Here is a 25,031-nt window from a genome sequence, read left to right on the forward strand (position 1 = left end):
CCGAACGTTCATTTCGCGCCACGAGTCGGCGACGTAGCGTATCGCACCAAGATAACGATTGACTACGTCACGAGAGCTAGCTGATCTAGTGACCCCCGAAGGTGGTACACAGGGAACAGTTGCGGTTGATGTCGCCATCCTCTTTGGCTTCGCGCCCCTCCCACACGGAAGGGGCCTTCATGCGCCTCGAACTCTCCCCACCTGACCACAGCGCCAGACCCGGTCGCACTCGCCCACGGCTCTTCGCCGCAGCGGCAGTCGTGACCGTCGGACTCCTGGCCATCGGTGCCGGACCGGCGAACGCCGCGACCTCGATCGACGGCCCGATCTTCCTCGGTACGGCAGCCGACTACGGCGTCCTCGCCGCATCGGCCGTCACCAACACCGGCGCGACCACGATCAACGGCGACCTCGGGCTGAGCCCGGAGAGCTCCGTGACCGGCTTCCCGCCGGGCCTCGTCAACGGCACCCAGAACGTGACGAACGAGCCCGCCGCCCTGGCCAAGAACGACCTCCTCAAGGCGATGGGCGTCGCCTCCAGCCTCACGCCGGCCCCGCAGCAGGTCGGTGAGCTCACCGACCTCAACCTCACTCCCGGCGTCTACGCCGGCGGAGAGATCTCCCTCACCGGAAACGTGACGCTCACCGGCACCGCAGAGTCGGTCTGGGTCTTCCAGGCGGCGAGCACGCTGAAGACCGGCATCGGTTCCTCGGTCACCCTCGTCGGCGGCGCGAGCGCCTGCAACGTGTTCTGGCGTGTCGGCAGCGACGCCACGCTCAACGGAGGCGCGCCCTTCGTCGGCACGATCCTCGCCGACACGTCCATCTCCACGGGAGCGGGCACGGTCGTCGAAGGACGTCTCCTCGCGTCCACCGGCGCCGTGACGCTCATCAACACCGTCATCAACCGGCCGACCGGCTGCGACGACGGCAGCGGCTCCGAGGTCACGACGAGCCCGGAGATCACCTCCGCTCCGCTCCCCGGCGGCACCGTCGGCACGACCTATGACAGCACGGTCACCTCGACCGGCAGCCCCGACGCGACGTACACGGTCACCTCGGGTGCCCTGCCCCCGGGACTCGTCCTCGACAGCGTGACCGGTGGCGTGACCGGCACGCCCACGACGCCCGGGACCTACACGGTCACCATCACCGCGAGTAACGGCAGCGCGCCCGACGACTCCATCGAATCGACGATCGTCATCGTGCCGCCGGGCACCCCGCAGGTCCCCGGGCAGCCGGCGGTTCCAGCCGGAGACATCACGAGGCTCCCCGACACCGGGTTCCAGGGATCCACGCTCGCGATCGTGGCCGGCTCCCTGCTCGGCCTCGGCCTGCTCGCGGGTATCGCCTCGGTGATCGTGCGACGTCGTCGACGCGACCAGCTGGGTGGCTGACGCGACACTGGTCGGCAGCCTGACGCCGTCACCGTAGGCTGAGGGCATGGATCACAAGCAGCTGCGCTCCTTCGTCGCCTCCGCGGAGACCCTCCACTTCGCGAAGGCGGCCAAGGCGCTCGGTGTGCCGCGAAGCACCGTCGTCGCCGACGTCCGGAAGCTCGAGGAGAGCGTCGGAGCGGAACTGTTCGCCCGTGACGTGGAATCCACGCAGCTGACGGACGCCGGCTACGCGTTCCTCATCGAGGCGCGTCGCCAGCTCGACGCCTCTGCGGCAGCGGCAGCGAAGTCGGCCCCCGCGCCGGGCGGCAAAGCCAAAGCGAACAAGGGCAAGGGTCGCGCGCCGAAGGTCAAGGGCGAGCCGCTGCCGTACAAGAAGCGCCAGGGTCGCTGAGTAGCACCCGCCGTCAGCGGTCCTGCGTCTCCGACGCGGACTCCACGACCCGCACCGATTCGCCTCGCCGCTCCGCGTCGGCTCGGGCCGTGCGTGCGATCGACACGAGGGTTTCGACCGGTGTCGGCGCGGCCGAATCCACCGCGACGCCGAGGTTCGCAGCACCGGCGAAGCCGTCGAGCTGCTGCGTCACGACCTCCCGGTAGCCGGCGGCGATCGGCGCCGCGAGGTCGTGGAGACCCGAGAGGCCGGTCGGCCCCGATTCGACCGACGTGGCCACGAGGATCGTCCCGCTCCACACGCGGGTGCAGACGGACCCGGCCGGCAGCTCACGGAAGACCGCGGCTGCGAGCAGTGCCTCCAGCTCCCCCGCCGTCGCCATCCCGTAGGCGCGGCGGAGGTCGCCGTAGCCGTCGATGGCCACCACGAGGATCGCGAGGCGACGATCGGGTTGCTGCCCATCGCGGAGTCGGGTCGCCTCGGCGATGAACGCCCGGCGCCCCACCGCGCGGACGCCCACCCGCTCCGAGGAGAGGCGCTGCTTGCGCTCCCAGGAGCGCAGGAGGACGAGGCCGACGGCGATCGCGACGACGAACACGAGGTTCATGTAGGTCACGATGGGCGTGCTGAACAGCTGCTCGAAGATCTCCGAGTGAGGACCCGCCGTGAGGTAGACCGCGAGGCGCACGGCGGTGAACACCGCGTGCAGGATCATGATCACGACGAGCACCAGTGACGCCGGTGCCGTTCGCATCCGCCCCCGTCGCGCCTCGTACGCGACCAGGAGCGACAGCATGGTGAGCGAGATGAGCCGAGCGATGGTGCCGGCCCACTCCGGGTCGTCGGTGGGGTCGAGGACGGCGGAGATCGCCGTCACACCGACGAAGAGGGTGCCGAGCAGCACGAGGCTGCGTCGACCGTTGAACAGCCGGCACCCGACCCACAGGGCGGCGATCGAGGCGACCATGGCGGCGTTGGCGACGGCGACGATCCATACCGAGTCGCCATTGAGCGTGGCGGCGAGGTAGCTGACCGCGGAGAGCAGGGTGGTGGCGAATCCGGACATCCAGGCTGCCATGTGGCGTCCGGCGAGGGTTCGCGCACTGTCGAGTCCGTAGAAGATCCCGCAGGCGGCGCAGACGATCACCGCCACTACCAGCATGCTCGCCAGATCGATCGTCACCCGTGGCCTCCCCCAGGCGCCCGTTCGGGTGGCGCCTCATCGAGCGTACCGCCGGAGCACGACCGCGCTGGCGGCAGGGACGTCGGAAGCATCAGGGTGCTGAACCACGGAGACCCGATGTGCCACCATCGATCCATGCGCGAATCGCCCGACCGTCCCGTCGCTGTCCGCGCGACGGCGTTCCGTGGCTCGTCGAGATGGCGCCGACGGCCGCTGCGGTTCGTCGGCTACGACGCCCTCCTGCCGGACGGTTCCGTCAGGTTCGACGTGGATCTCGCCGCAGCCATGCCCGCCCACCCGGCGGATGCCTCGACCCGCGACACCAACGTCCACGACCGTTGCCCCGAGGTCGGTGCCGGTCCGTGGGTCGACGGGTTCGGGCGTGCCGTCGACGGGCCAGAAGACGGCGGACCGCCGCTGAGCGCACGGCGCCGCGCGCGCCCCACCGACCTGCCCGGCCGCCGCCCATCGGCGAAGGTCGGGCGACGCTGGCGCACCGGCTTCGGCGTGGCAGCGCTCGGCCTCGGCGCCCTGCTCGTCATCGGCCCGCTCCGCGACACCCCTGTGGGCTTCCTCGGGGTGGTCAGCGCGTTCGCCGGGCTCGCAGCCCTCGCGGGCCTGGTCCCTCGCGCCAAACGCTGGTGGTGACGGTCGATCGCCTCGGCCCGGAGCGCGCGTTCCGTCCTACAACCCGCGCGCAAACGACAGAACACGCACTCTCTGCGTGAAGTATGACGCTACGCGGCAGCCGGCTTCAGTGGTGTGATCGCCGCGATCTGTTGCGAAAGCCGATCCTCGGCGAGATCGAGCTCGTAGCGCATCTGCAGGTTGAGCCAGAACTGCGCCGAAGTGCCGAAGTACTTCGCAAGCCGGAGCGCGGTGTCCGCAGTGATGGACCGTTTGCCGTGGACGATCTCATTGATGCGACGTGGTGGGACTCCGATGGACACCGCCAGCTTGTTCTGCGTGATGCCGAACCCCTCGATGAAGTCCTCCATCAGGACTTCACCGGGGTGGATCGGTGCGAGCTTGCCGCTCGAGTCAGTGATAGTCAACGATCTCCACCTCCTCGGGCCCCGTGGCCGTCCACACGAAACAGATTCTCCATTGGTCGTTGATCCTGATGCTGTGCTGCCCGGCACGATCGCCCTTGAGCGGCTCGAGTCGGTTGCCCGGTGGGACCCGAAGATCGTCGAGCATCTCTGCGGCACCCACCTGGCGAAGCTTCCGGAGCGCAACCCGATGGATCCGAGGATCGATCGACCGCACTCGTTCCCGACGCCACAATCGCTCGGTATCCCGGTTGCCGAACGACCTGATCATCGTAGCAGGGTATAACGCACCTCGTTAATAACGCGAGTCATTACATACTCCTTGCGATGACCCGGTTCATGGTAGGACCACCCCTACCCGGACCTCCGGACCTCCGGACCTCCGGGAGAATCGAGGCATGGACATGCGCTATGTCGACCATGAACCAGGAATGTGGTTCCTCGTCGAGCAGGAGCGTTCGCTCTACCTCGACGCGAGGTACAGCTACAGCGTCCTCATCGACGATTCCGCGCTCATCCGGCTGAACGACACCGAGCTCGCCGCCTACCTCGCGGGCGACCACGATGCCCTGTCCGACCTCGCCGGACGCGTCCATAACAGCGCGCCCTACCGGAGTGAATCGCCGTTCTTCAGCAGGGATCTGTACCGCACCGCAGACGGCACGCAGTATCGCGAAGCCGTCTCAGCGGCGATCGCCGATCACACGTGGATCACGGAACAGCGGCGGAAGCGGTAGCCACCACCGAGAGTGCTCATTCCGTCGGCTGGACCGCACGTAGACGACGAAACGTGCACGTTCGACGGGCTAGACGTTGAAGCGGAACTCCACGACGTCGCCGTCCTGCATGACGTAGTCCTTGCCCTCCATGCGGGCCTTGCCCTTGGAGCGGGCCTCAGCGACGGAGCCGGTCTCGACGAGGTCGTCGAACGAGATGACCTCGGCCTTGATGAAGCCCTTCTCGAAGTCCGTGTGGATGACGCCGGCCGCCTGGGGCGCCTTGGCACCCTGCGGGATCGTCCACGCACGAGACTCCTTCGGGCCCGCCGTGAGGTAGGTCTGCAGGCCGAGCGTCGCGAAACCGATGCGTGCGAGCTGGTCGAGGCCGGACTCGGTCTGGCCGGTCGACTCGAGCATCTCGCGGGCGTCGTCCTCGTCGAGGTCGACGAGTTCTGACTCGAGCTTCGCGTCGAGGAAGACGGCCTTCGCCGGCGCCACGAGGGCGGCCAGCTCGTCGAGCCTCGCCTGGTCCTGGAGGACGTCCTCGTCGACGTTGAAGACGTAGATGAACGGCTTGGCCGTGAGGAGACCGAGCTCCTTGATGGGCGCGAGATCGATCTTCGTCGCCGAGAGCGGGGTGCCGGCGTTCAGCGCGTCCTGCGCCTCCTTCGCCGCCGTGAGGACGGAGGGGTCGAGCTTCTTGCCCTTGACCTCCTTCTCGAACCGGGTGATCGCCTTCTCGAGCGTCTCGAGGTCGGCGAGGATGAGCTCGGTGTTGATGGTCTCCATGTCGGACGCCGGGTTCACGTCGCCGTCGACGTGCACGACGTCGGGGTCGGCGAAGCCGCGGACGACCTGCGCGATGGCGTCGGCCTCACGGATGTTGGCGAGGAACTTGTTGCCGAGTCCCTCCCCCTCGCTCGCGCCCTTGACGATGCCGGCGATGTCGACGAAGGACACGGCGGCAGGCAGGATGCGCTCGCTGCCGAAGATCTCCGCGAGCTTGCCGAGCCGGGCGTCGGGCAGTTCGACCACGCCGACGTTCGGCTCGATCGTCGCGAACGGATAGTTCGCTGCGAGCACGTTGTTGCGCGTGAGCGCGTTGAACAGGGTGGACTTGCCGACGTTGGGCAGGCCGACGATGCCGAGAGTAAGAGCCACGAGGGTCTATCGTACTTGGCCGCGCGTCCCCGTGGGTCGCGCCTCCGCTCCGGGCACGGATCGGCACCGTCGATCGAGCGGCACGCGGCGTGCCACCCGAGCGGTGTCGGACGCTGGTGCGAGGGTGAGGACGTGCCACTGGATTTCACCGCCATCGACTTCGAGACCGCGAACTCGTCATCCGCCTCCGCCTGCAGCGTGGGCCTCGTCAGGGTCCGCGACGGCATCGTCGTCGACCGTGCGGGCTGGCTCATCCAGCCCCCTGCCGGACACGACGCGTTCCTCGAGTGGAACACCCGCATCCACGGGATCGTCGCGACCGACGTCCTCGGAGCGCCGGGTTGGGCGGAGCAGCTCGACACGCTGCTCGACTTCGCCCAGGGTGACGCCCTCGTCGCCCACAACGCCGGCTTCGACATGGGCGTCATCCGCGGTGGCTGCGCCGCAACCGGCCTCGACTGCCCCGACCTCAGCTACCTGTGCAGCCTCAACGTCGCCCGCAAGACGTACCAACTCGACTCCTACCGGCTCCCCGTGGCGGCTCTCGCCGCCGGGTTCGACGACTTCCAGCACCACGACGCCACCGGCGACGCCGAGGCCTCCGCGCACATCATCATCCACGCGGCCGCCCGCCACGGCGCCTCCTCGATCGCCGAACTCGCGCAGCTCACGAGCGTGAAGATCGGCCGGATCGGGACGGCCGTCGCCGCCTGAGCCCGCGGTCGCCGCGCGGCCTCCGACCGATGTCGGCGGCCCGCGACACACTGAGGGCATGGACAGCGCACTCGCCCTCGGGATCGGCCTCCTCATCGGACTCGTCATCGGCGCAGCCGTGGCGGTCCTCCTGCTGCAGCGGCGCACCGGCGCGGGGTCGGTCGACCCGGCGCTCCTCGAGGCCAGGCACACCGCCCAGCTCGCCGATCTCCGCGGCCAGCAGGCGCAACTCCTCGCCGATGCGTCCGCCCGGGAGGCGGAACTCCGGGCCGCGCTGCGCGCCGAACTCGCCGCACTCGACGCCACGGCCGACGGGCTCGGACGCGAGCTGAACGCCCAGCGCGAGCAGTACCGCGAGCTCGCCGAGCGCCACCGCGCCGACGCCGAACGACGATCGCGACAGGAACACGAGGAGAGCCAGGTCCTGCAGGCACTCGCGCCCGTCCAGCACAGCCTCGAGCACATGCAGGCGAAGGTCGCGGAACTCGAGCAGCAGCGCAGCCGTCAGCACGGCGAGCTCGCCCAACAGCTGAAGACGGCTTCGGAGTCCGAGGAACGCCTGCGGTCCACGACGGAGTCACTCGCCTCGGCGCTCCGGAACAACGCCACCCGTGGCGTCTGGGGCGAGACCCAGCTCCGCAACGTCGTGGAAGCCGCGGGCCTCACGCAGCGCGTCGACTTCGACCTGCAGTCGAGCATCACGTCCGACAACGGCATCGGCCGACCCGACATGGTCGTGCGACTCCCCGGCGGCAAGTCGATCGCGGTCGACGCCAAGGTGCCGTTCGCGCAGTACCTCGAAGCCAGCACGATCCCCGTCACCGCGACGGGCGAGGAGGCGGCACGACGCACCGCCCTCCTCGCGCAGCATGTGAAGGCCGTGCGGTCGCATGTCGACGCGCTCGCCGCGAAGGGGTACTGGCGAGGCCTCGAGTCGAGCCCGGAGTTCGTGATCTGCTTCATCCCGAGCGAGTCGCTCCTCGCCGCAGCGCTCGAGGCCGACGCGAGCCTGCTCGACTACGCCTTCGGCAAACGGGTCGCCCTCGCCTCCCCCGTCAACCTGTGGGCGGTCCTCAAGACGGTCGCGTTCACCTGGCAGCAGGACGTCCTCACCGAGGACGCGAAGCGACTGTTCGACCTCGGCAAGGAGCTCTACCAGCGGCTCTCGACGCTGTCGGACCACGCCGACCGCCTGCGCCGGTCCATCGAGAGCACGGTCACCAACTACAACCAGTTCGCCTCCTCGTTCGAGACCCGCGTGCTCGTCACGGCGCGCAAGCTCGACGCCCTCGACGAGGCGACGGTCATCGGTCAGGTGAGCCAGAGCGACGCCTCACCGAAGCGCCTCACCGCACCGGAGGCGCAGCCCTCGCCGGAGCCGTCCGATGCCGGGCCGAGCGAGCTCGAGGCGCGACTCGCGCACCGGCTCCAGGACTGACCGGCACGAACGCCGCACGACGAAGCGCCCGGCCCCACCGCGAGGTGGGACCGGGCGCTTCGCTCTGCTGCAGGAGCGGCTACAGCCACTTCGCAGCGAGGTGGTCCGCCTCGACGCGACGGATGGTGCCGGACCGCGACCGCAGCACGAGGCTCTCGGTGCGGATGATCGGACCCTTGCGCTGCACACCGTCGACGAGTTCACCGTGGGTGACGCCCGTCGCGACGAAGTACGTGTTGTCGCCACGGACGAGGTCGTTCGCGCCGAGGACGCGGTCGAGGTCGTGACCGGCCGCAAGAGCACGCTCGCGCTCGGCGTCGTCCTTCGGCATGAGCTTGCCCTGGATGAGCCCGCCGAGCGCCTTCACTGCACACGCGGTGATGATGCCCTCAGGCGTGCCACCGATGCCGACGCACATGTCGATCCGCGAGTCGTAGCGCGCGGCGTTGATGCCACCCGCGACGTCGCCGTCGAGCAGCAACCGCGTCCCGGCACCTGCGGCGCGGATCTCCTCGATGAGCTGCGCGTGGCGCGGTCGGTCGAGGACGGCGACGCGGATGTCCTCGGGCTGCTTGCCCTTGGCCTTCGCGAGCTCGCGGATGTTGTCGCCGATGGACTGGCTGATGTCGACGACACCGATGCCGTCGGCGCCGGTGACGATCTTGTCCATGTAGAACACCGCGGACGGGTCGAACATGCTGCCGCGGTCGGAGACGGCGATGACGGAGAGGGCGTTCTGACGCCCGGCGGCGGTGAGGCTCGTACCGTCGATCGGGTCGACGGCGATGTCGCAGGACGGGCCGCGGCCGTTGCCGACGTGCTCGCCGTTGAACAGCATGGGCGCTTCGTCCTTCTCGCCCTCGCCGATGACGACCACGCCGTCGAAGTTGACGGTGCCGAGGAAGGCGCGCATCGCGTCGACCGCCGCACCGTCTGCGGCGTTCTTGTCGCCTCGCCCGATGAACGGCGCCGCCCGGATCGCGGCGGCCTCCGTCGCTCTCACGAGCTCCATGGCGAGGTTGCGGTCGGGCTGCAGATAGTGGGAGCCGGTTTCAGGCTGGGTCACTGGATCCTCCATGGATCGCTCGCCTCGTGGGACACGACGCTTCGGTGGATGAGGGTTTCAGCCTATCGAACCGGGCTGGGAAGGCCGCTGGGTGCGTCTCGATCGAGGCGCTTCCGTGACCTCGTCAGCGGGCTCCCGGGACCGACGACGACGGACTCGACGATGGCTGAACCGTCGTCCTCCAGACGCACCCCGGCGAGCTCGTGCCCAGCGGCGAGCGCGGTCGACGTGACGGCGCTGAGCAGCAGCCAGGCGTCATCGCGGCAGAGTTCGTCGAGCGGGACCTCGCGGTCGAGATCGGTCCCCGCCTCGACGAGCCGCGCACGTTCCTCCGGCGACTGCGGTGCGAAGCGCGCCGTCATCCACCCGCCGAGGGCCCGGACCGCGGCGGCCGTGAGGATGCCCTCAGGGGCTCCGCCCACACCGAGCAGCAGATCGAGGTCGCCGTCGGCGGCCGCGGCTCGCAGTGACAGGGCGACGTCGCCGTCCATGAAGCTCACGAGCCCGGCACCGGCGGCGGTCACGGCCTGGGCGGTCGCCGCGTTCCGAGGACGTTCCTGGACCGCGACCCGCAGCTGCTCGACCGGCCGCCCCAGCCGCGCCGCGAGCCGGTCGAGGGTCACCACGATCGGGTCGGCCAGCGACAACTCGCGTCCCCCACCGGCGGCGACGAGCTTCTCGAGGTAGTACGCCGGCCCGATGTCGAACATGGCACCGCGCGGGGCGATGGCGATCACGGCGACGGAGTCCGGCTTCCCGGAGGCCGCGAGCTTCGTGCCGTCCACGGGGTCGACGGCGAGGTCGATCGCCGGCCCGGAACCCATGCCGAAACGCTCCCCGACGAACAGCATGGGCGCCTGGTCCTTCTCGCCCTCCCCCACGACGACGCGCCCGTCGACCGGGAGCGATTCGAGCGCCCGGCGGAGCGCATCGACGGCGACCCCGTCGATGCGCATGCCGTCACCGCCTCCGACGAGACCCGCGACGGCCGCAGCGGCGGCCCTCGTGGCGTCGAGGAAGCCGTCGAGGAGGTCGGTGTCCGGAGCGCGCTCGATCATGTCCCCATCGTGCCGTATGCCTCGGAGCCCGAGTCACTAGACTTCAAGGCGAATCGTCCCCACGCAAGGAGAAGACATGCCCGTCGCCACCCCGGAACAGTACGCAGCGATGCTCGACAAGGCGAAGTCGAACGGGTTCGCGTACCCGGCGTTCAACGTCTCGAGCAGCCAGACCATCAACTCCGTCCTCCAGGGCCTCACCGAGGCCGGTTCCGACGGCATCATCCAGGTCACCACGGGCGGCGCCGACTACTTCGCCGGCCACACCGTGAAGAACCGCGCCGCCGGCGCGATCGCCTTCGCGAAGTTCGCCACCGAGGTCGCCAAGAACTACCCCGTCACCGTCGCGCTCCACACCGACCACTGCCCGAAGGACGCGCTCGACGGCTTCGTCATGCCGCTCATCGCCGCCTCCGAAGAAGAGGTGAAGGCCGGTCGCAACCCGATCTTCCAGTCCCACATGTGGGACGGCTCGGCGGTCCCGCTCACGGAGAACCTCGAGATCGCGACCGAGATGCTCAAGCGCACCAAGGCCATCAACGCCATCCTCGAGGTCGAGATCGGCGTCGTCGGCGGCGAAGAAGACGGTGTCAGCCACGACATCAACGAGCACCTGTACACCACCCTCGACGACGCCATCGCGACCGTCGAGGCGCTCGGCCTCGGCGAGCAGGGCCGCTACATGGCTGCCCTCACCTTCGGCAACGTGCACGGCGTCTACAAGCCCGGCAACGTCAAGCTCCAGCCCGAGCTGCTGAAGACCATCCAGGACGGCCTCACCGCCAAGTACGGCCACGGCCCGAAGCCGCTCGACCTCGTGTTCCACGGCGGGTCGGGTTCCACCGACGCCGAGATCGCCGAGGCCGTCGCGAACGGTGTCGTCAAGATGAACATCGACACCGACACGCAGTACGCGTTCACCCGGTCGATCGCCGGCTACATGCTCTCGAACTACGAGGGTGTGCTGAAGCTCGACGGCGAGGTCGGCAACAAGAAGGTCTACGACCCCCGCGCCTGGGGCAAGGTCGCCGAGTCGGCGATGGCCGCTCGCGTCCTGGAGTCGACGAAGCAGCTCGGTTCGTACGGCACCAGCACCTCCTAGTCACCCACACGAACAGCACGGGCCCGGCATCGCTGCCGGGCCCGTTCTTCGTGTGTGGACGGCTACGGCTGCTGCGAGCGGACATACTCCATGAACGCCGGGTCGGCACCCATGGCCACGGCGAGACAGATCACCACGACCAGGTTCGCCGCGACACCGGCGACGAGCGGGATCCAGAAGGTCAGTCGACCCGCGCGGAGGGACCGGCTCGACAGGATGATGGCGCCCACCCACAGGGCGATCTGGAGACCGAGCGCCAGGATGCCCATGGCGCTCGCGAGACCGTCCGAGGAGTACCCCGAGACACCCATCTGCACGAGTGCGGGGCGGATCAGGCCGGGGAGGTCGAGCAAGCCCGGCATGGTCACGATCAGGCCGACGAGGCCGAGTCCGAGCAGGATCGACGTCGCGATCCGGTCTCCGGCGACGGGTCGTCTGGCGGCCACGGTCGGAGCGCCCGGCTGCAGCACCCCAGGCTCATGGGCCTGCTCACGCGTCTGCTCGCGGAGGGTCGGCTCCTGCTGCTGCCGCGGTTGCCGTTCGACGGGGACGACCGGCGCGATGCCGAGCTCCTCCGCCCGCTGCTCGTCGATCGGCTCGGCGATCCGGGCACGCTGCTCCTCGGGGGACGCGTACTCACCGAACTGCGGACGGGGGCGGGATTCGCTCATGGTCGACGCCCTCCCAGGGCGCGCGGATCGGTCGTGCCGGCAAGGTCTTTGCGCAGCTCCTTCGGCAGGGAGAACATGAGGTCCTCCTCGGCCGTCTTGACTTCCTGCACCGCGCCGTAGCCGGCTCCGGAGAGTTCTTCGAGGACCTCGTCGACGAGGACCTCCGGCACGGAGGCGCCGCTGGTGACACCGACCGTGACGACGCCGTCGAGCCAGGCCTGCTGGATCTCGTGCGCGTAGTCGACGCGGTAGGCGGCCTTCGCGCCGTATTCGAGCGCGACCTCCACGAGGCGCACCGAGTTCGACGAGTTCGCCGACCCGACCACGATCACGAGGTCAGCGTCCTGAGCGACCTTCTTGATGGCGACCTGGCGGTTCTGGGTCGCGTAGCAGATGTCGTCGCTCGGCGGATCCTGGAGCTTCGGGAACCGCTCGCGCAGGCGGCGGACCGTCTCCATGGTCTCGTCCACCGACAGCGTGGTCTGCGAGAGCCACACGACCTTGTCGGGGTCGGTGACGACGAGGTCGTCGACGGCCTCCGGGCTCGTCACGAGCGTGACGTGGTCGGGCGCTTCACCGGCCGTCCCCTCGACCTCCTCGTGCCCCTCGTGTCCGATGAGCAGGATCTCGTAGTCGTCGCGGGCGAAGCGCACGGCCTCGCGGTGGACCTTGGTGACGAGCGGGCAGGTGGCGTCGATCGCGAGCAGCCCGCGGTCGGCGGCGGCATCGACCACGGCGGGCGAGACGCCATGCGCGCTGAAGACGATGTGCGCGCCGGACGGCACCTCGTCGACCTCTTCCACGAACACCGCGCCCTGGGCCTCGAGCTGGTCGACGACGTGCACGTTGTGCACGATCTGCTTCCGGACGTACACCGGCGCGCCATAGTGCTCGAGCGCCTTCTCGACGGCGACGACCGCGCGGTCCACGCCGGCGCAGTAGCCCCGAGGGGCGGCGAGCAGGACGCGCTTCTCGCCGGCGACGGGGAGGTCTGCGAGGCGTCCGGCGATGCGTCGGAGCCTCGGCATGCCGAGGCCGATGGCTGGGGCGTCGCGGAGATCGGTCACGTGTGGATTCTACGCGGCAGCGCTCGGGAGTCGGCCGTGAACGCCCGGGTGGTCCGCGACCCCGCGCCGTCGGTGCTCGCGGCTAGGCTTGAGGGATGAGCGATGCACCGGCCACCATGGAAGCCCCCTGGCCGGTCGCGCTCCTCGGCACGAAGCTCCGCGACTACATCGACCGCCTCGGCACGGTCTGGGTCGAGGGCGAGATCACGCAGTGGGGCGCCTCGGGCGGTAACGTCTACGGCAAGCTCAAAGACCTCGAGATCGATGCGACGGTCGGGTTCACCATCTGGTCGTCCGTCCGCGCGAAGATCCCCGCCGACCTCAAGCAAGGCGACCACGTGGTCGCGTTGGTCAAGCCGAACTACTGGCTCAAGGGCGGCACGCTCACCATGCAGGTCATGGCGATGAAGCACGTCGGCATCGGCGACCTCCTCGAGCGACTCGAACGACTCCGTCGGCAGCTCGCCGAGGAGGGGCTCTTCGACGCGTCGCGCAAGCGGCCGCTGCCGTTCCTCCCGCAGTGCATCGGGCTGGTCACCGGCAAGGACTCCGACGCCGAGAAGGACGTCCTGCGCAACGCGGAGCTGCGCTGGCCGTCGGTCCGGTTCCGCGTCGTCCACGCCGCCGTCCAGGGCGACCGCACCCCCGGCGACGTCGTGAGCGCCTTGCAGACGCTCGACGCCGACCCCGAGGTCGACGTCATCATCGTCGCGCGTGGCGGCGGCGACTTCCAGAACCTCCTCGGGTTCAGCGACGAACGCGTGGTCAGAGCCGCGGCCGCCTGCACCACGCCCCTCGTGAGCGCCATCGGCCACGAGGCGGACCGCCCACTGCTCGACGACGTCGCCGACCTCCGCGCCTCCACACCGACCGATGCCGCCAAGCGGGTCGTCCCCGACGTCGCGGAGGAGTTCGCTCGCGTGCAGCAGGCCCGCGTCCGGTTGTCCTCCCGGGTGACCTCCTTGCTCGGTCACGAGATCGACCGACTCGCGACCCTCCGCACCCGTCCTGCGCTCGCCGACCCGTCCTGGATCGTCGACTCGCGGGCGGACGAGCTGACCCGCACGGTCGCGAGGGGTGCCGAGCTCATCGACCGCGCCGTCGAGCGCTCCCAGCGCGAGGTGACGGAACTGCGCGCGCACCTCCGCGCCCTGTCGCCGCAGCGCACGCTCGACCGCGGCTACGCCATCGTCCAGCGAGCGGACCCGGAGGCCGGTGTCCCGGGTGGCGCGGTCATCCGCGCGGAGGCCGACGCCCCCGCCGGCACGGAGCTCCTGGTCACCCTCGCCTCCGGCGCGATCGGCGCCTCCAGTACCGGCCCGGCCACGGCTGCCGCCCGGACCGACGACGAATAGGATAGAAGCATGCCAACCCCCTCCGATGTCCAGGAGCTCAGCTATGAGCAGGCACGCGACGAGCTCGTGCGTGTCGTGTCCGAGCTGGAGCAGGGCTCGGCGTCGCTCGAGGACTCCCTCCGGCTCTGGGAGCGCGGTGAACAGCTCGCCCAGCGCTGCGAGGAGTGGCTGATCGGCGCGAAGGCACGGCTGGACGCGGCTCGCGCCGCCCAGCTCGGATCCGGCACTCCGGACGCATCGCGGTGAAGGACACCAAGCCGCCGCGCGTCGTGGCCGAGCTCGGTCGCCCCGAGACGCCGCAGGAGACGGCCGACCGCAAGGCGGAGAACTCCCGCCTGTACCGCTCGCGCAAGACCGTCAACAACCTCGTCCTGTCGCTCCTGGCCACGGTCGGTCTCGTGGTCGTGATCGTGCTCGCCGTGCCCCGAGGTGAGGCCCCGGAACGCCCGACCGTCGACTACGCGCAGCTCGCCGGTCAGGCGCAGCCCGACCTCCCCGTCCCGCTCCTCACCCCCGAGCTCGGCGACGACTGGGGCAGCAACTACGCCGACGTCCGCACCGCAGCCTCACCGGTCGCCGGCACGCCCGACATCCGCTCCTGGAACGTCGGGCTCATCTCCCCCGACGACGAGTTCGTCGGCCTCGTCCAGGGCGTCGACGCCAACGACACCTGGCTCCTCGCCGAGCTCGACGAAGCCCGGCCCACCGGAACCGTCACCATCGACGGCGTCGAGTGGATCGAATACGCGAACGGCAGCGGCTCCGACGACGGCAACGTCGCGTACGCCCTGTCGACCGTCGCCGGTCGGAGCACGATCGCCGTGTTCGGCACGGCGAAGCCCGAGTACGTCCTCGATGTCGCACGGTCCGTGCGCACCGGGGTCACCGCCAACCTCGACGCCCCGTCGGGCGCGCCTGCAGAAACGGACTCAGAATGACCCAGAAGCGCCCCGGTGCCGTCTGGCGCGAGATGCAGCGCGGTAACGCGCGGTTCGTCGCCGGTCAGCCCGCCCATCCCCGCCAGGACGTCGAACGCCGCGCCACCCTCGCGCACTCCCAGGCCCCGGAGGCGGTCATCTTCGGCTGCTCCGACTCCCGCCTCGCGGCCGAGATCATCTTCGACAAGGGACTCGGCGACCTCTTCGTCGTCCGCAACGCCGGCCAGATCGTCTCCGACTCGGTGCTCGGCACCCTGGAGTACGCCGTCGGCGTCCTGCAGGTCCCGCTCATCCTCGTGCTCGCGCACGACGAGTGCGGCGCCGTCCGCGCGGCGATCGACTCGCAGATCGAGGACGCCACCCCGCTCCCCCCGTACATCGACCAGCTGATCCAGCAGATCGTCCCCGCCGTGAGTGCGGTCGCCGGCCCTGCACCGATCGACGCCGCCTCCGTCGACACCTCCGAGGTCGGACGACGCCACCTCCGCCGCACCGTCATGGAGGTCGTCTCGCGCTCCGAGCTCATCAGCGACGCCGTGGCGGCCGGGACAGTCGCCATCATCGGCGCGAACTACAAGCTCCTCGAGGGCACCGCCGTCGCCGACATCGTGATCGGCGACGTCACCGTCCCCGAATGACCTCCACCCCGCTCACCGACCGGTCGAGCGCAGCACCACCGCAATCGCACGAAGGAGAACGAACAGCGTGGTAGACACCTCAGCAACCGAGTACCGCATCGAACACGACACCATGGGCGAGGTGCGGGTCCCCGCGAACGCGCTCTACGGCGCGCAGACGCAGCGGGCCGTCGAGAACTTCCCGATCTCGGGCAGCGGGCTCGAGTCGGCGCAGATCGCCTCGCTGGCCCGGATCAAGAAGTCCGCGGCACTCGCCAACGCCAAGCTCGGCGTCCTCGACCAGGGTGTCGCCGACGCGATCGCCGCAGCGGCCGACGAGGTCATCACCGGCGCCCACGACGCGCAGTTCCCGGTCGACACCTACCAGACCGGCAGCGGCACCTCGTCGAACATGAACATGAACGAGGTCCTGGCGACGCTCGCGAGCGCGCGCCTCGGCAGCCCGGTGCACCCCAACGACCACGTCAACGCCTCGCAGTCCTCCAACGACGTCTTCCCGACCTCGGTGCACATCGCGGTCACGAGCGCCCTCATCGACGACCTCATCCCGGCACTCGACCACCTGGCCGTGTCGCTCGAACGCAAGGCCGAGCTGTGGAAGACCGCGGTGAAGCCCGGGCGCACGCACCTCATGGACGCCACGCCGGTCACCCTCGGCCAGGAGTTCGGTGGCTACGCGCGCCAGATGCGTCTCGGCATCGAGCGTGTGCGCACGGCGCTCCCCCGCGTCGCAGAGGTCCCGCTCGGCGGAACCGCGACGGGCACCGGCATCAACACGCCGAAGGGCTTCCCCCAGCTCGTCATCGAGCTGCTGGCGCAGGAGACCGAGCTGCCCATCACCGAGGCCCAGGACCACTTCGAGGCCCAGGGCGCTCGCGACGGGCTCGTCGACGCCTCCGGGGCCCTCCGGGTCATCGCGGTGAGCCTGACGAAGATCTGCAACGACCTCCGCTGGATGGGCTCGGGCCCGAACACCGGTCTCGGCGAGCTGCACATCCCCGACCTCCAGCCGGGGTCATCGATCATGCCCGGCAAGGTGAACCCCGTGATCCCGGAGGCCGTCCTGATGGTCGGCGCACGGGTCATCGGCAACGACGCGACCATCGCCTGGGCCGGCGCCTCGGGCTCCTTCGAGCTCAACGTGGCGATCCCGGTCATGGGCACGGCGCTCCTCGAGAGCATCCGTCTCCTGTCGAACGCGACCCGGGTCCTCGCCGACAAGACCGTCGACGGCCTCGAGGCCAACCTCGACCGCGCTGCGGCACTCGCCGGCTCCTCGCCCTCGATCGTCACCCCGCTGAACAAGATCATCGGTTACGAGTCGGCGGCGAAGATCGCCAAGCACTCCGTCGCCAAGGGACTGACCGTCCGCGAGGCCGTCGTCGACCTCGGGTTCGTCGAACGCGGCGAGATCACGGAGGAGCAGCTCGACACGGCGCTCGACGTCCTCTCGATGACGCACCCCGGCTGAGTCGACCTGCGCGTCGAACGACCGAACGGCCCCGGAACCCTCGCGGTTCCGGGGCCGTCTCCGTCCGTGTGGTCACGCCGAGGCGGCGATCGCGCTCCAGCAGCCGAGGAGCAGGAACGGGCCGAACGGGATGCGCGTGCGCCAACCGGCGGACCCACCCCGTGAGCGTGCGAGGAGCACGACGACCACACCCGCGAGGCCGGCCGAGGAGACCGACACCATCGCGAAGAGCAGTGCCGCGGACATCCCGAAGCAGCCGACCGCGAGGCCGATCAGCGCGCCGAGCTTCACGTCCCCCATGCCCAGCCCACCGAGGAGGGCGCACACGTACAGGACGGCGCCGACCGCGAACCCCATCAGGAGCGGTTCGAACGGGGCCACCTGACGCACTGCTGCATCGACCGCCGCGAGCGGCACCGCGATGGCGAGCGCCGGCAGGACGAGACGGTTCGGGAGCCGCCGCTCCGCGACGTCGATGCACACGAGCGGCGGCGTGATGCAGGCGAGCCACACGAGCACGATGCCGACCGGACGCGGGTCTGGGCCGAGTCGGGCCACGGTGACGGCCACGAGCAGCAGCGTCGAGCCGGCCATCGCCGCGGTGGCGACACGTGGGCGGAGCCGCCTGCCGGTGAAGGTCGGTCGCGAGGGCATCCCGTCAGGATAGGAGGATCCTCGTGCAGGCCTTCGGCGTTCTCCACAGGTACCGGCGTCGGCGGAGCGAGCCTCGCGAGCCCGCTCCGCCGACGGCCGCTAGGCCAGCTCGTTCCCTTCGAGCATCTCGGTGACGAGTGCCGCGATGGCCGAGCGCTCCGAGCGCGTCAGCGTGACGTGCGCGAACAGCGGGTGCCCCTTGAGCGTCTCGATCACGGAGGCGACGCCGTCGTGTCGGCCGACACGCAGGTTGTCGCGCTGGGCGACGTCGTGCGTGAGGACGACCCGCGAGTTCTGCCCGATCCGGCTGAGGACCGTGAGGAGGACGTTGCGCTCGAGCGACTGCGCCTCGTCGACGATCACGAAGGCGTCGTGGAGGGACCGGCCTCGGATGTGCGTCAGCGGGAGCACCTCCAGGATGCCCCGTTCGACCACCTCGTCGAGCACGTTCTGCGAGACGACCGCGCCGAGCGTGTCGAAGATCGCCTGTCCCCAGGGGTTCATCTTCTCGCCCTGGTCGCCGGGCAGGTACCCGAGCTCCTGGCCGCCGACCGCGTACAGCGGGCGGAACACCATGATCTTCTTGTGCGCCTGTCGCTCGAGGACGGCCTCCAGACCCGCGCACAGGGCGAGCGCGGACTTCCCCGTCCCGGCTCGACCTCCCAGCGAGAGGATCCCGATCTCGGGGTCGAGCAGGAGGTCGATCGCGAGCCGCTGCTCGGCCGAGCGTCCGTGCAGACCGAAGACGTCGCGGTCGCCGCGGACGAGCTTGTAGCTGCGCTTGCCCGTGACCCGTCCGAGTGCGGATCCCCGGTCGGAGTGGATCACGAGGCCCGTGTTGATCGGCAGGTCCTCGATGATCGGCGTCGTCCCCTCCTCGCGCTCCCACAGCGTGCTCATGTCCTCCGAGCCGAGGGTGATCTCGGACATGCCCGTCCAGCCGGAGTCGACCGCGAGTTCCGCCCGGTACTCCTCCGCCTGCAGACCGATGGACGCCGCTTTGACGCGCAGCGGCAGGTCCTTGGACACGACCGTGACCGTCAGGCCGTCGTTCGCCAGGTTCAGCGCGACCGCGAGGATGCGCGAGTCGTTGTCGCCGAGCTGGAGACCGGACGGCAGCGAGGCCATACTCGAGTGGTTGAGTTCGACCCGCAGGGATCCGCCGTCACCGACGGGGATCGGGAAGTCGAGGCGCTCGTGCTCGATGCGGAGTTCGTCGAGGATGCGGAGAGCCTGTCGTGCGAAGTAGCCGATCTCGGGGTCGTTGCGTTTACCCTCGAGCTCGCTGATGACGACGACCGGGATGACGACGGCGTGCTCGGCGAACCGGAAGAGCGCCTTGGGATCCGACAGCAGCACGGAGGTGTCGAGCACGTAGGTGATCTCGGCCTGCGCCTGATCTCCCCCGCTCGCCGTGTGGTCGGCGGGTCGCCGGCTCGGTCTCGTCGACGCGTCCCGCGTCTCGGTCCCGGCTGACGTGTTCTGGATTTCTCGCGAGGCCACAACCACTCCCACCCCGAGCATCTGATGCTCGGATCACTGTGCGAAACGGCCGCCTGCAGGGTTTCGAGCCGAACTTGTGTGGCCGTCTCGACCGGGCTCCATGCCCGATGAGATGAACGTACGTCCGGCCACCGACATCGATGCGACGACACGCCCCGTGTCCTGTTACGGGGAGGTGAACAGATGGGGGCCGTCTCCTGGCCCGCCGGTGGTCGGACGGCGGCTCAGTAGCTCGCGGCCGTCGCGAAGGAGAGCAGCGCACCGCGCAGCTGGTCCAGCGTCTGCCGGCTGGTACCGGCGTGCACGCTGAGCCGCACGGCCCCGGCGCGGATCGTCGCGGTGACGCCGTGGTTCTCGAGCGAGGTCCACAGTGTGTCGAGGACGGACTCCTCCGGCTCCAGGACGACGATGCCCGCGCGTTCGTGCTCGTCTCGCGAGGAGACCACCGCGACACCGAACTCGTCCGCGAGCTCGATCACCTCGGCCGTGAGCTCGGCGATCGCGGCGTGGACGGTCGCGGTCCCGACGGCGACCGTGTCCTCCAGCGACGCCGCGAACCGCGCCGCCGCGAGCGGGTCGGGCCTGGTGATCGAGTATGCGCGCGCCGATCGGCTCGGTGCCGGGGTCGCGCTGAACGGCCAGGCCTCGTCGGTGCCGGTCACGCCCGAGAAGACCGGCTCGAGTCGCTCGACGGCGCGGTCGCTCAGGGCGAGGAATCCGGTGCCCCATCCTGCGCGCATCCACTTCTGCCCGCCCGAGGCGACCACGTCGGCGACGGCGTAGGGGGCGTCGACCACACCGAAGCCCTGGATGGCGTCGACGATCAGGAGGCGGTCACCGATCACCTCGCGGACCGCTTCGAGGTCGCAGACGTAGCCGGTGCGGTAGTCGACGAGGCTCACCGCCACGGCGGTGACGGTGTCGTCGAGCTGCTCGCGCACGCTCTCGGCCGTCACGTGTCCGCGTTGTGTCTCGAGCCATCTCGGCGTGAGCACGTGTCGGTGCTCGGCCGCCCGCTCCGCGGCGAGCGGCAGCGTGGGGTACTCCAGACGGGAGAGCAGGACGGTGCCGCTCAGGCCGAACATCGCGTGCATGAGGCCCTGCGAGGTGTTGGGCTGGGCGACGACCTGGTCGGCGCGGAACCCGGTGAGCGTCCCGACGGCGGCCCGCATCCGTTCGTCCTGCGCGTCGACCGCACCGAGTGTGCCGGGGGTCGCACTCGCGAGCACGTCGTTCCAGCGGTTGGCCTCGAGGACGACGGACGCCGCCAACGGACCGACACTGCCGTAGTTGAGATAGCCGTCGACCTCACCGAATCCCGCTTGGAAGATCTCCAACCGGGACGCCGTCTCCGGCTCGTCCGGCTCCGAGGCCGGAGTCGACCGGCTCATCCGCCGAACCGCCGCTGCCGCCTGGAGAAGTCGCGGAGGGCGCGGAGGAAGTCGACCTCGCGGAGGTCGGGCCCGAGCGCCTCGACGAAGTAGAACTCGCTATGGGCGCTCTGCCAGAGCATGAAGTCGCTCATCCGCTGTTCGCCGCTGGTGCGGATGACGAGGTCGGGGTCGGGCTGGCCTCCCGTGTAGAGGTGCTCACCGATGAGGTCGGGGGTGAGCAGCGCCGCGAGGTCTTCCAGACTCCGTCCCTCGAGGTGGTGCTTGGCGACGATCGCGCGCATCGCGTCCACGATCTCGGTGCGACCGCCGTAGCCGACCGCGAGGTTGATGTGCATGCCTGCACGGTCGGCCGTGCGCTCCTCGGCACTCGTCAACGCCGTGCGCAGCGACTCCGGGAGCCCCTCGCTCGAACCGACGTGCTTCACGCGCCAGTCACGGTAGTGCGACAGCCCCTCGGCGAGGTCGGCGATGATGTCGACGAGGTCGTCCAGCTCGTCCGGTGCGCGGTTCACCAGGTTGTCGCTCGACAGCAGGTACAGGGTGACGACGCCGATGCCGAGGTCGTCGCACCAGGTCAGGAACTCGCGCATCTTCGCCGCACCGGCCCGGTGCCCGTGCGCCGCGGTGTCGTATCCGAGCTGCTTGGCCCATCGCCGGTTGCCGTCGATGATCATCGCGACATGGTGCGGCAGCGTCTGCGGAGTGAGCGCCTTCCGGAGGCGCCGTGCGTAGACGCCGTACAGGAAGCCGTCCACCGGTGCGGAATGCCTCGTCATCACCCTGCAACGCTAGTGCAGTTTCCTGCATCGCTCCCAGTACGCGTTCCGCGCCACCCCGTATCCTGGACCCATGACGAGTGGAGATCCCGAGCTGCCGAAGCTGCCGTTGCTCGAGGTCGCCGCCGATGACGCCGCCGCACCGGAGGAGGTCAAACCGACCTGGCGCGGATGGCTGCACGCCGGGATCTTCCCCATCTCGATCGTCGCCGGGATCGTCCTCGTCGTGCTCGCACAGGGCGCGGCCGCGAAGTGGAGTTCGACGGTCTTCGTGCTCACCTCGATGCTGCTCTTCGGGAACTCGGCGCTGTACCACCGGTTCTCCTGGCGCCCCTCGGTCAAGCTCCTCCTCAAGCGGATCGACCACGCCAACATCTTCCTGTTGATCGCAGGCACCTACACGCCGCTCGCCGTGCTCGCGCTGCCACCCGCGCAGGGGAACCTCCTGCTCGTGCTCGTCTGGGGCGGCGCGCTCCTCGGCATCGGTTTCCGCGTGTTCTGGATCAACGCCCCGCGGTGGCTCTACGTCCCGCTCTACCTGGCACTCGGGTGGGGTGCGGTCGCGTACCTCGGCGACATCGCCCGCGGCAACTTCGCCACGATGGTGCTCGTCGCCGCCGGTGGCCTGTTCTACACGGTCGGCGCGGTCATGTACGCGATGAAGCGACCCAACCCCTGGCCGGGGCGGTTCGGGTTCCACGAGCTCTTCCACCTGTGCACGGTGCTCGCGTTCCTCTGTCACTGGACCGGCATCCTGCTGATCGCGATCGACCCGGTCTACAACCGCTGACGACCGGCGGCCCGCCGAGCAGCGAGGCCTCGCGGTGGTGGTGTCAGCGGGCTGACTGGTCCGACGGCGGGCGAGGGTCGTCCTCGACGCCTGCGGGGGCCGCCTCACCGGTGTCGCTCCCCGCGCGGTCCGCGGCTGCCCGCTCGGCGACCTCGGCCTGGAGCCGCTCGTCGATCTCCGCGCGGTAGTTGACCCGGCGCACGCGACGCACCATGTCGATGACGAGGAAGACGACGACGCCGGCGATGGCGAAGGTGATCACGAAGCCCCAGGGTCCCGGCGTCACCTGGTTCTCGTCGAACGCCGGCGAGGGCGACGGCGACGGTGTGACCGCCAACAGGACCTCGGTGAACAGGTGGTGCATCATGCGGTTCCTTCGCTGGTGTCGATGCCGTCGAACAGCTCCGACTCTGGGGTGGTCGACGCGACGTGCGACGTGACCAGTTGGTAGTCCTCGAACGGCCATGCGGCACGGAGGACGTCGTTGGGCCAGAAGAAGAACGGTGAGTCGGGCGGCACCTGGCTGCCGTGTGCCCGGAGCGCAGCGTCGCGCGCCTCGAAGAAGTCGCCGACGCGCACGTGCGTCGTCGCGAGATCGGGCCGGCCGGCCATCCACTCGCGCATCTCGGCCAGTCGCTCGACCGCCGGGTCGTCGGGGTGGTGCTCCAGCAGGTAGGCGTACACGGCTTCGAGCCGGGCGGGGCTGAACGAGCGGTCGTAGTACAGCTTGTCGACGCGCCAGGGCTCGCCCGCTTCGGGATAGCGCGTGGGATCGGCAGCCGCTTCGAACGCGGCGACGCTCACCTCGTGGCACCGGATGTGGTCGGGGTGCGGGTAGCCGCCGTTCTCGTCGTAGGTGATGATGACCTGCGGTCGGAAGGAGCGGACGATGCGCACGAGCACACCGGTCGAGACCTCGAGGGGGATGTCGGCGAAGCTCGCGGGTGGGACCGTGCCGTCGTCGCGGGCCATCCCGCTGTCCTGGTAGCCGAGCCACCGGTGCTCGATGTCGAGGATCTCCTGCGCCGCGGCCATCTCGAGGCGACGGTAGCCGGGGAGGTCGCGCTCGATCATCGCGACGTCGGCGAGTCCGGGGTTCTGGAGGTCGCCGCGTTCACCACCCGTGCAGCTGACGACCATGACCTCGGCGCCGAGGCTCCGGTAGTGCGCGAGGGTCGCCGCCCCCTTGCTCGACTCGTCGTCGGGGTGCGCGTGCACGGCGAGCAGTCTCATGGTCATGGTGCTCCGCCTTCCGGCTGGTCTGCGCGAGGGGACCGCTTCGCGACTCGTGACATGACGACGCGGTCGGGACTCCGCATCCAGGAAGAGGCAATACGCTTGAGGTGTCGACCTCGAGGCGTCTCGCACTCCTGGTCCAGCTTAACCGTTCGAACCGGAGCCCGTGACGTGACCTCTCCCCTGCAGGATGCCGGCCCTCAGGACGCCATCGCGGCGCGATACGGACGCACCCCGGGCAACCGTGCCCGCGACCGCCGCCTGATCTGGCTCGCCGCCGCCGCGTTCGCCGTCGTCTTCATCGCGTGGGTCGTGTGGGCCGGTCTCGACGGCAGTCGTCCGAGCATCGAGTCGCGCAACACGGCACACGAGATCGTCGACGACACGATGGTCAGCGTGTCCTTCGAGGTCACCGGTCCGCAGGACACCCCCATGGCCTGCTCGGTCCAGGCGCTCAACGAGCAGTTCGCGGTCGTCGGATGGAAGGTCGTCGAGCTGCCGCCGTCCGAGCAGCGCACCCGCACCTTCACGGAGAGCGTCCGCACCACGGAGCTCAGCAACACCGGCGTCGTCGACACCTGTTGGGTGGTCGAGCACCGCTCCTGACCCGCGACGACGGCGGCGCGTGCACCGCACTTCCGCGCCGATCGTGCGATACTCGAAGGCAGTACTTCATACGCCCCGGCATTCCGCCGGGGCGTCTGGCATATGACGGGCGTTTCGGCCGTCGTGTGCGGACCCACCATGCAAAGGAGTTCCATCGTGTCCGAGCAGATCCAGGAGACGTTCCTCACCCAGCAGGCCTTCGACCGGCTGCAGGCGGAACTCGAACACCTCAGCACGACGGGCCGTGAGGAGATCGCCAAGCGCATCGAAGCGGCTCGAGAAGAGGGCGACCTCAAGGAGAACGGCGGCTACCACGCCGCGAAGGACGAGCAGGGCAAGCAGGAGGCCCGCATCCGGACGCTCACGCAGATGCTGCGAGACGCCAAGGTCAGCGAGGCACCGCAGTCCAGCGGCGTCGTGGAGTCCGGCACCGTCATCACCGCTGTCGTCGCGGGCGGCGAAGAACGGTTCCTCCTCGGCAGCCGCGAGATCGCCGGCAACACCGACCTCGACGTCTACAGCGAAGGCAGCCCGCTCGGCGCCGCCATCCTCGGTCTGAAGATCGGCGAGAAGACCACCTACGAGGCGCCGAACGGCAAGGAGATCACCGTGTCGATCAGCGCGGTGGAGACCTACACCGGTTCCTGA

The 25,031-nt window shown here is 69.7% G+C and carries 29 protein-coding genes; 15 read left to right on the plus strand and 14 right to left on the minus strand.

What is annotated here, in order from left to right:
* Nucleotides 1-179: 179 nt before the first annotated feature.
* Complete coding sequence (locus CCK91_RS08920) at nt 180-1,397, plus strand: ice-binding family protein (RefSeq protein WP_159878212.1); 1,218 nt, start codon at nt 180-182, stop codon at nt 1,395-1,397.
* A gap of 46 nt (nt 1,398-1,443) precedes the next feature.
* A complete protein-coding gene (locus CCK91_RS08925) occupies nt 1,444-1,791 on the plus strand; it encodes a LysR family transcriptional regulator (RefSeq protein WP_064296432.1) in 348 nt (115 codons plus the stop codon).
* Between the two features lie 13 nt (nt 1,792-1,804).
* On the opposite strand, the gene CCK91_RS08930 is transcribed toward CCK91_RS08925, so the two are convergent.
* The gene (locus CCK91_RS08930; protein WP_133059961.1) at nt 1,805-2,974 is read right to left on the minus strand and encodes a hypothetical protein; all 1,170 of its coding nucleotides are present in this window, start codon (nt 2,972-2,974) and stop codon (nt 1,805-1,807) included.
* Between the two features lie 135 nt (nt 2,975-3,109).
* Between CCK91_RS08930 and CCK91_RS08935 the strand changes: the two genes are divergently transcribed.
* Nucleotides 3,110-3,622, plus strand: coding sequence for a hypothetical protein (locus CCK91_RS08935; protein ID WP_086473681.1), 513 nt, complete (start codon nt 3,110-3,112; stop codon nt 3,620-3,622).
* An 89-nt stretch (nt 3,623-3,711) separates the two neighbouring features.
* Here the strand turns inward: CCK91_RS08935 and CCK91_RS08940 are convergent, their stop codons facing one another.
* Nucleotides 3,712-4,029 (minus strand): HigA family addiction module antitoxin, encoded by a 318-nt coding sequence (locus tag CCK91_RS08940; RefSeq protein WP_086473682.1) that lies wholly within the window; start codon nt 4,027-4,029, stop codon nt 3,712-3,714.
* A complete protein-coding gene (locus tag CCK91_RS08945) occupies nt 4,016-4,297 on the minus strand; it encodes a type II toxin-antitoxin system RelE/ParE family toxin (protein WP_079705512.1) in 282 nt (93 codons plus the stop codon). Before CCK91_RS08945 ends, CCK91_RS08940 begins: the two co-directional genes overlap by 14 nt.
* A gap of 127 nt (nt 4,298-4,424) precedes the next feature.
* Here CCK91_RS08945 and CCK91_RS08950 point away from each other — a divergent pair, with 127 nt between their 5' ends.
* The gene (locus tag CCK91_RS08950) at nt 4,425-4,763 is read left to right on the plus strand and encodes a hypothetical protein (protein WP_133059962.1); all 339 of its coding nucleotides are present in this window, start codon (nt 4,425-4,427) and stop codon (nt 4,761-4,763) included.
* Nucleotides 4,764-4,832: 69 nt separating this feature from the next.
* Here the strand turns inward: CCK91_RS08950 and ychF are convergent, their stop codons facing one another.
* Nucleotides 4,833-5,906: a redox-regulated ATPase YchF gene (gene ychF, locus CCK91_RS08955; RefSeq protein ID WP_086473684.1), complete on the minus strand. Its 1,074-nt coding sequence runs from the start codon at nt 5,904-5,906 to the stop codon at nt 4,833-4,835.
* Between the two features lie 132 nt (nt 5,907-6,038).
* On the opposite strand from ychF, the gene CCK91_RS08960 reads away from it, so the two are divergent.
* Together CCK91_RS08960 and rmuC are read left to right on the plus strand one after the other, a co-directional pair.
* Nucleotides 6,039-6,620, plus strand: a complete 582-nt coding sequence (locus CCK91_RS08960) for an exonuclease domain-containing protein (protein ID WP_086473839.1) — start codon at nt 6,039-6,041, stop codon at nt 6,618-6,620.
* Between the two features lie 58 nt (nt 6,621-6,678).
* Nucleotides 6,679-8,058, plus strand: coding sequence for a DNA recombination protein RmuC (rmuC, locus tag CCK91_RS08965; protein WP_086473685.1), 1,380 nt, complete (start codon nt 6,679-6,681; stop codon nt 8,056-8,058).
* Between the two features lie 79 nt (nt 8,059-8,137).
* Here rmuC and glpX read toward each other — a convergent pair whose 3' ends face one another.
* Together glpX and CCK91_RS08975 are read right to left on the minus strand one after the other, a co-directional pair.
* Entirely contained in the window at nt 8,138-9,136 is a 999-nt protein-coding gene (gene glpX, locus CCK91_RS08970) for a class II fructose-bisphosphatase (protein ID WP_064296437.1), read from the minus strand.
* Between the two features lie 50 nt (nt 9,137-9,186).
* Nucleotides 9,187-10,182, minus strand: a complete 996-nt coding sequence (locus tag CCK91_RS08975) for a fructose-bisphosphatase class II (RefSeq protein WP_086473686.1) — start codon at nt 10,180-10,182, stop codon at nt 9,187-9,189.
* Between the two features lie 76 nt (nt 10,183-10,258).
* Between CCK91_RS08975 and fbaA the strand changes: the two genes are divergently transcribed.
* Nucleotides 10,259-11,284 carry a class II fructose-bisphosphate aldolase gene (gene fbaA / locus CCK91_RS08980; protein ID WP_085510491.1) on the plus strand — a complete coding sequence of 342 codons (1,026 nt, stop codon included), beginning with the start codon at nt 10,259-10,261 and terminating at the stop codon, nt 11,282-11,284.
* A gap of 62 nt (nt 11,285-11,346) precedes the next feature.
* Here fbaA and CCK91_RS08985 read toward each other — a convergent pair whose 3' ends face one another.
* Together CCK91_RS08985 and CCK91_RS08990 are read right to left on the minus strand one after the other, a co-directional pair.
* Nucleotides 11,347-11,955 (minus strand): DUF6264 family protein, encoded by a 609-nt coding sequence (locus CCK91_RS08985; protein ID WP_086473687.1) that lies wholly within the window; start codon nt 11,953-11,955, stop codon nt 11,347-11,349.
* Complete coding sequence (locus CCK91_RS08990; protein ID WP_086473840.1) at nt 11,952-12,983, minus strand: 4-hydroxy-3-methylbut-2-enyl diphosphate reductase; 1,032 nt, start codon at nt 12,981-12,983, stop codon at nt 11,952-11,954. Before CCK91_RS08990 ends, CCK91_RS08985 begins: the two co-directional genes overlap by 4 nt.
* Before the next feature lie 134 nt (nt 12,984-13,117).
* Between CCK91_RS08990 and xseA the strand changes: the two genes are divergently transcribed.
* The 5 genes from xseA (at nt 13,118) to CCK91_RS09015 (ending at nt 17,424) form a co-directional block, all read left to right on the plus strand.
* On the plus strand, nt 13,118-14,377 hold the full coding sequence (gene xseA, locus CCK91_RS08995) for an exodeoxyribonuclease VII large subunit (RefSeq protein WP_086473688.1): 1,260 nt from the start codon (nt 13,118-13,120) through the stop codon (nt 14,375-14,377).
* Nucleotides 14,378-14,386: 9 nt separating this feature from the next.
* Nucleotides 14,387-14,623, plus strand: coding sequence for an exodeoxyribonuclease VII small subunit (locus CCK91_RS09000; protein WP_064296575.1), 237 nt, complete (start codon nt 14,387-14,389; stop codon nt 14,621-14,623).
* Nucleotides 14,620-15,315 carry a DUF4245 domain-containing protein gene (locus CCK91_RS09005; RefSeq protein WP_165767010.1) on the plus strand — a complete coding sequence of 232 codons (696 nt, stop codon included), beginning with the start codon at nt 14,620-14,622 and terminating at the stop codon, nt 15,313-15,315. Before CCK91_RS09000 ends, CCK91_RS09005 begins: the two co-directional genes overlap by 4 nt.
* A complete protein-coding gene (locus tag CCK91_RS09010; RefSeq protein ID WP_064296442.1) occupies nt 15,312-15,953 on the plus strand; it encodes a carbonic anhydrase in 642 nt (213 codons plus the stop codon). The genes CCK91_RS09005 and CCK91_RS09010 overlap by 4 nt, the downstream gene beginning before the upstream one ends.
* A 67-nt stretch (nt 15,954-16,020) precedes the next feature.
* Nucleotides 16,021-17,424 carry a class II fumarate hydratase gene (locus tag CCK91_RS09015; RefSeq protein ID WP_082455866.1) on the plus strand — a complete coding sequence of 468 codons (1,404 nt, stop codon included), beginning with the start codon at nt 16,021-16,023 and terminating at the stop codon, nt 17,422-17,424.
* Between the two features lie 72 nt (nt 17,425-17,496).
* On the opposite strand, the gene CCK91_RS09020 is transcribed toward CCK91_RS09015, so the two are convergent.
* The 4 genes from CCK91_RS09020 to CCK91_RS09035 form a co-directional block, all read right to left on the minus strand.
* On the minus strand, nt 17,497-18,078 hold the full coding sequence (locus tag CCK91_RS09020) for a prepilin peptidase (protein WP_086473690.1): 582 nt from the start codon (nt 18,076-18,078) through the stop codon (nt 17,497-17,499).
* A gap of 99 nt (nt 18,079-18,177) precedes the next feature.
* Complete coding sequence (locus tag CCK91_RS09025; protein WP_086473691.1) at nt 18,178-19,602, minus strand: PhoH family protein; 1,425 nt, start codon at nt 19,600-19,602, stop codon at nt 18,178-18,180.
* A 203-nt stretch (nt 19,603-19,805) separates the two neighbouring features.
* Complete coding sequence (locus tag CCK91_RS09030) at nt 19,806-20,972, minus strand: aminotransferase class V-fold PLP-dependent enzyme (protein WP_086473692.1); 1,167 nt, start codon at nt 20,970-20,972, stop codon at nt 19,806-19,808.
* Entirely contained in the window at nt 20,969-21,751 is a 783-nt protein-coding gene (locus CCK91_RS09035) for an isoprenyl transferase (protein ID WP_086473693.1), read from the minus strand. Before CCK91_RS09035 ends, CCK91_RS09030 begins: the two co-directional genes overlap by 4 nt.
* Before the next feature lie 73 nt (nt 21,752-21,824).
* Here CCK91_RS09035 and trhA point away from each other — a divergent pair, with 73 nt between their 5' ends.
* Nucleotides 21,825-22,541: a PAQR family membrane homeostasis protein TrhA gene (gene trhA / locus CCK91_RS09040; protein ID WP_079705497.1), complete on the plus strand. Its 717-nt coding sequence runs from the start codon at nt 21,825-21,827 to the stop codon at nt 22,539-22,541.
* Between the two features lie 43 nt (nt 22,542-22,584).
* Here the strand turns inward: trhA and CCK91_RS09045 are convergent, their stop codons facing one another.
* Together CCK91_RS09045 and mca are read right to left on the minus strand one after the other, a co-directional pair.
* Nucleotides 22,585-22,908 (minus strand): hypothetical protein, encoded by a 324-nt coding sequence (locus CCK91_RS09045; RefSeq protein ID WP_079705496.1) that lies wholly within the window; start codon nt 22,906-22,908, stop codon nt 22,585-22,587.
* Nucleotides 22,905-23,780, minus strand: coding sequence for a mycothiol conjugate amidase Mca (gene mca / locus CCK91_RS09050; protein ID WP_079706259.1), 876 nt, complete (start codon nt 23,778-23,780; stop codon nt 22,905-22,907). Before mca ends, CCK91_RS09045 begins: the two co-directional genes overlap by 4 nt.
* Nucleotides 23,781-23,948: 168 nt before the next feature.
* Here mca and CCK91_RS09055 point away from each other — a divergent pair, with 168 nt between their 5' ends.
* Both CCK91_RS09055 and greA read left to right on the plus strand, forming a co-directional pair.
* On the plus strand, nt 23,949-24,383 hold the full coding sequence (locus tag CCK91_RS09055) for a DUF4307 domain-containing protein (RefSeq protein WP_158596544.1): 435 nt from the start codon (nt 23,949-23,951) through the stop codon (nt 24,381-24,383).
* 156 nt (nt 24,384-24,539) lie between these two features.
* The gene (gene greA, locus CCK91_RS09060; RefSeq protein ID WP_229938696.1) at nt 24,540-25,031 is read left to right on the plus strand and encodes a transcription elongation factor GreA; all 492 of its coding nucleotides are present in this window, start codon (nt 24,540-24,542) and stop codon (nt 25,029-25,031) included.

It is taken from the genome of Plantibacter elymi (nom. nud.) (assembly GCF_900177795.1).
Lineage (GTDB): Bacteria > Actinomycetota > Actinomycetes > Actinomycetales > Microbacteriaceae > Plantibacter > Plantibacter elymi.

Coding starts and splice junctions, on each gene's coding strand:
- CCK91_RS08920 (WP_159878212.1), top strand. CDS start 180: ATGCGCCTCGAACTCTCCCCACCTGACCACAGCGCCAGACCCGGTCGC.
- fbaA (WP_085510491.1), top strand. CDS start 10,259: ATGCCCGTCGCCACCCCGGAACAGTACGCAGCGATGCTCGACAAGGCG.
- trhA (WP_079705497.1), top strand. CDS start 21,825: ATGACGAGTGGAGATCCCGAGCTGCCGAAGCTGCCGTTGCTCGAGGTC.
- CCK91_RS09000 (WP_064296575.1), top strand. CDS start 14,387: ATGCCAACCCCCTCCGATGTCCAGGAGCTCAGCTATGAGCAGGCACGC.
- CCK91_RS09030 (WP_086473692.1), bottom strand. CDS start 20,972: ATGAGCCGGTCGACTCCGGCCTCGGAGCCGGACGAGCCGGAGACGGCG.
- CCK91_RS09010 (WP_064296442.1), top strand. CDS start 15,312: ATGACCCAGAAGCGCCCCGGTGCCGTCTGGCGCGAGATGCAGCGCGGT.
- CCK91_RS09045 (WP_079705496.1), bottom strand. CDS start 22,908: ATGATGCACCACCTGTTCACCGAGGTCCTGTTGGCGGTCACACCGTCG.
- CCK91_RS08925 (WP_064296432.1), top strand. CDS start 1,444: ATGGATCACAAGCAGCTGCGCTCCTTCGTCGCCTCCGCGGAGACCCTC.
- glpX (WP_064296437.1), bottom strand. CDS start 9,136: ATGGAGGATCCAGTGACCCAGCCTGAAACCGGCTCCCACTATCTGCAG.
- CCK91_RS08990 (WP_086473840.1), bottom strand. CDS start 12,983: ATGCCGAGGCTCCGACGCATCGCCGGACGCCTCGCAGACCTCCCCGTC.
- CCK91_RS08935 (WP_086473681.1), top strand. CDS start 3,110: ATGCGCGAATCGCCCGACCGTCCCGTCGCTGTCCGCGCGACGGCGTTC.
- CCK91_RS09020 (WP_086473690.1), bottom strand. CDS start 18,078: ATGCCCTCGCGACCGACCTTCACCGGCAGGCGGCTCCGCCCACGTGTC.
- CCK91_RS08950 (WP_133059962.1), top strand. CDS start 4,425: ATGGACATGCGCTATGTCGACCATGAACCAGGAATGTGGTTCCTCGTC.
- CCK91_RS08945 (WP_079705512.1), bottom strand. CDS start 4,297: ATGATCAGGTCGTTCGGCAACCGGGATACCGAGCGATTGTGGCGTCGG.
- CCK91_RS08985 (WP_086473687.1), bottom strand. CDS start 11,955: ATGAGCGAATCCCGCCCCCGTCCGCAGTTCGGTGAGTACGCGTCCCCC.
- xseA (WP_086473688.1), top strand. CDS start 13,118: ATGAGCGATGCACCGGCCACCATGGAAGCCCCCTGGCCGGTCGCGCTC.
- rmuC (WP_086473685.1), top strand. CDS start 6,679: ATGGACAGCGCACTCGCCCTCGGGATCGGCCTCCTCATCGGACTCGTC.
- CCK91_RS09025 (WP_086473691.1), bottom strand. CDS start 19,602: ATGCTCGGGGTGGGAGTGGTTGTGGCCTCGCGAGAAATCCAGAACACG.
- mca (WP_079706259.1), bottom strand. CDS start 23,780: ATGACCATGAGACTGCTCGCCGTGCACGCGCACCCCGACGACGAGTCG.
- CCK91_RS08975 (WP_086473686.1), bottom strand. CDS start 10,182: ATGATCGAGCGCGCTCCGGACACCGACCTCCTCGACGGCTTCCTCGAC.
- CCK91_RS09035 (WP_086473693.1), bottom strand. CDS start 21,751: ATGACGAGGCATTCCGCACCGGTGGACGGCTTCCTGTACGGCGTCTAC.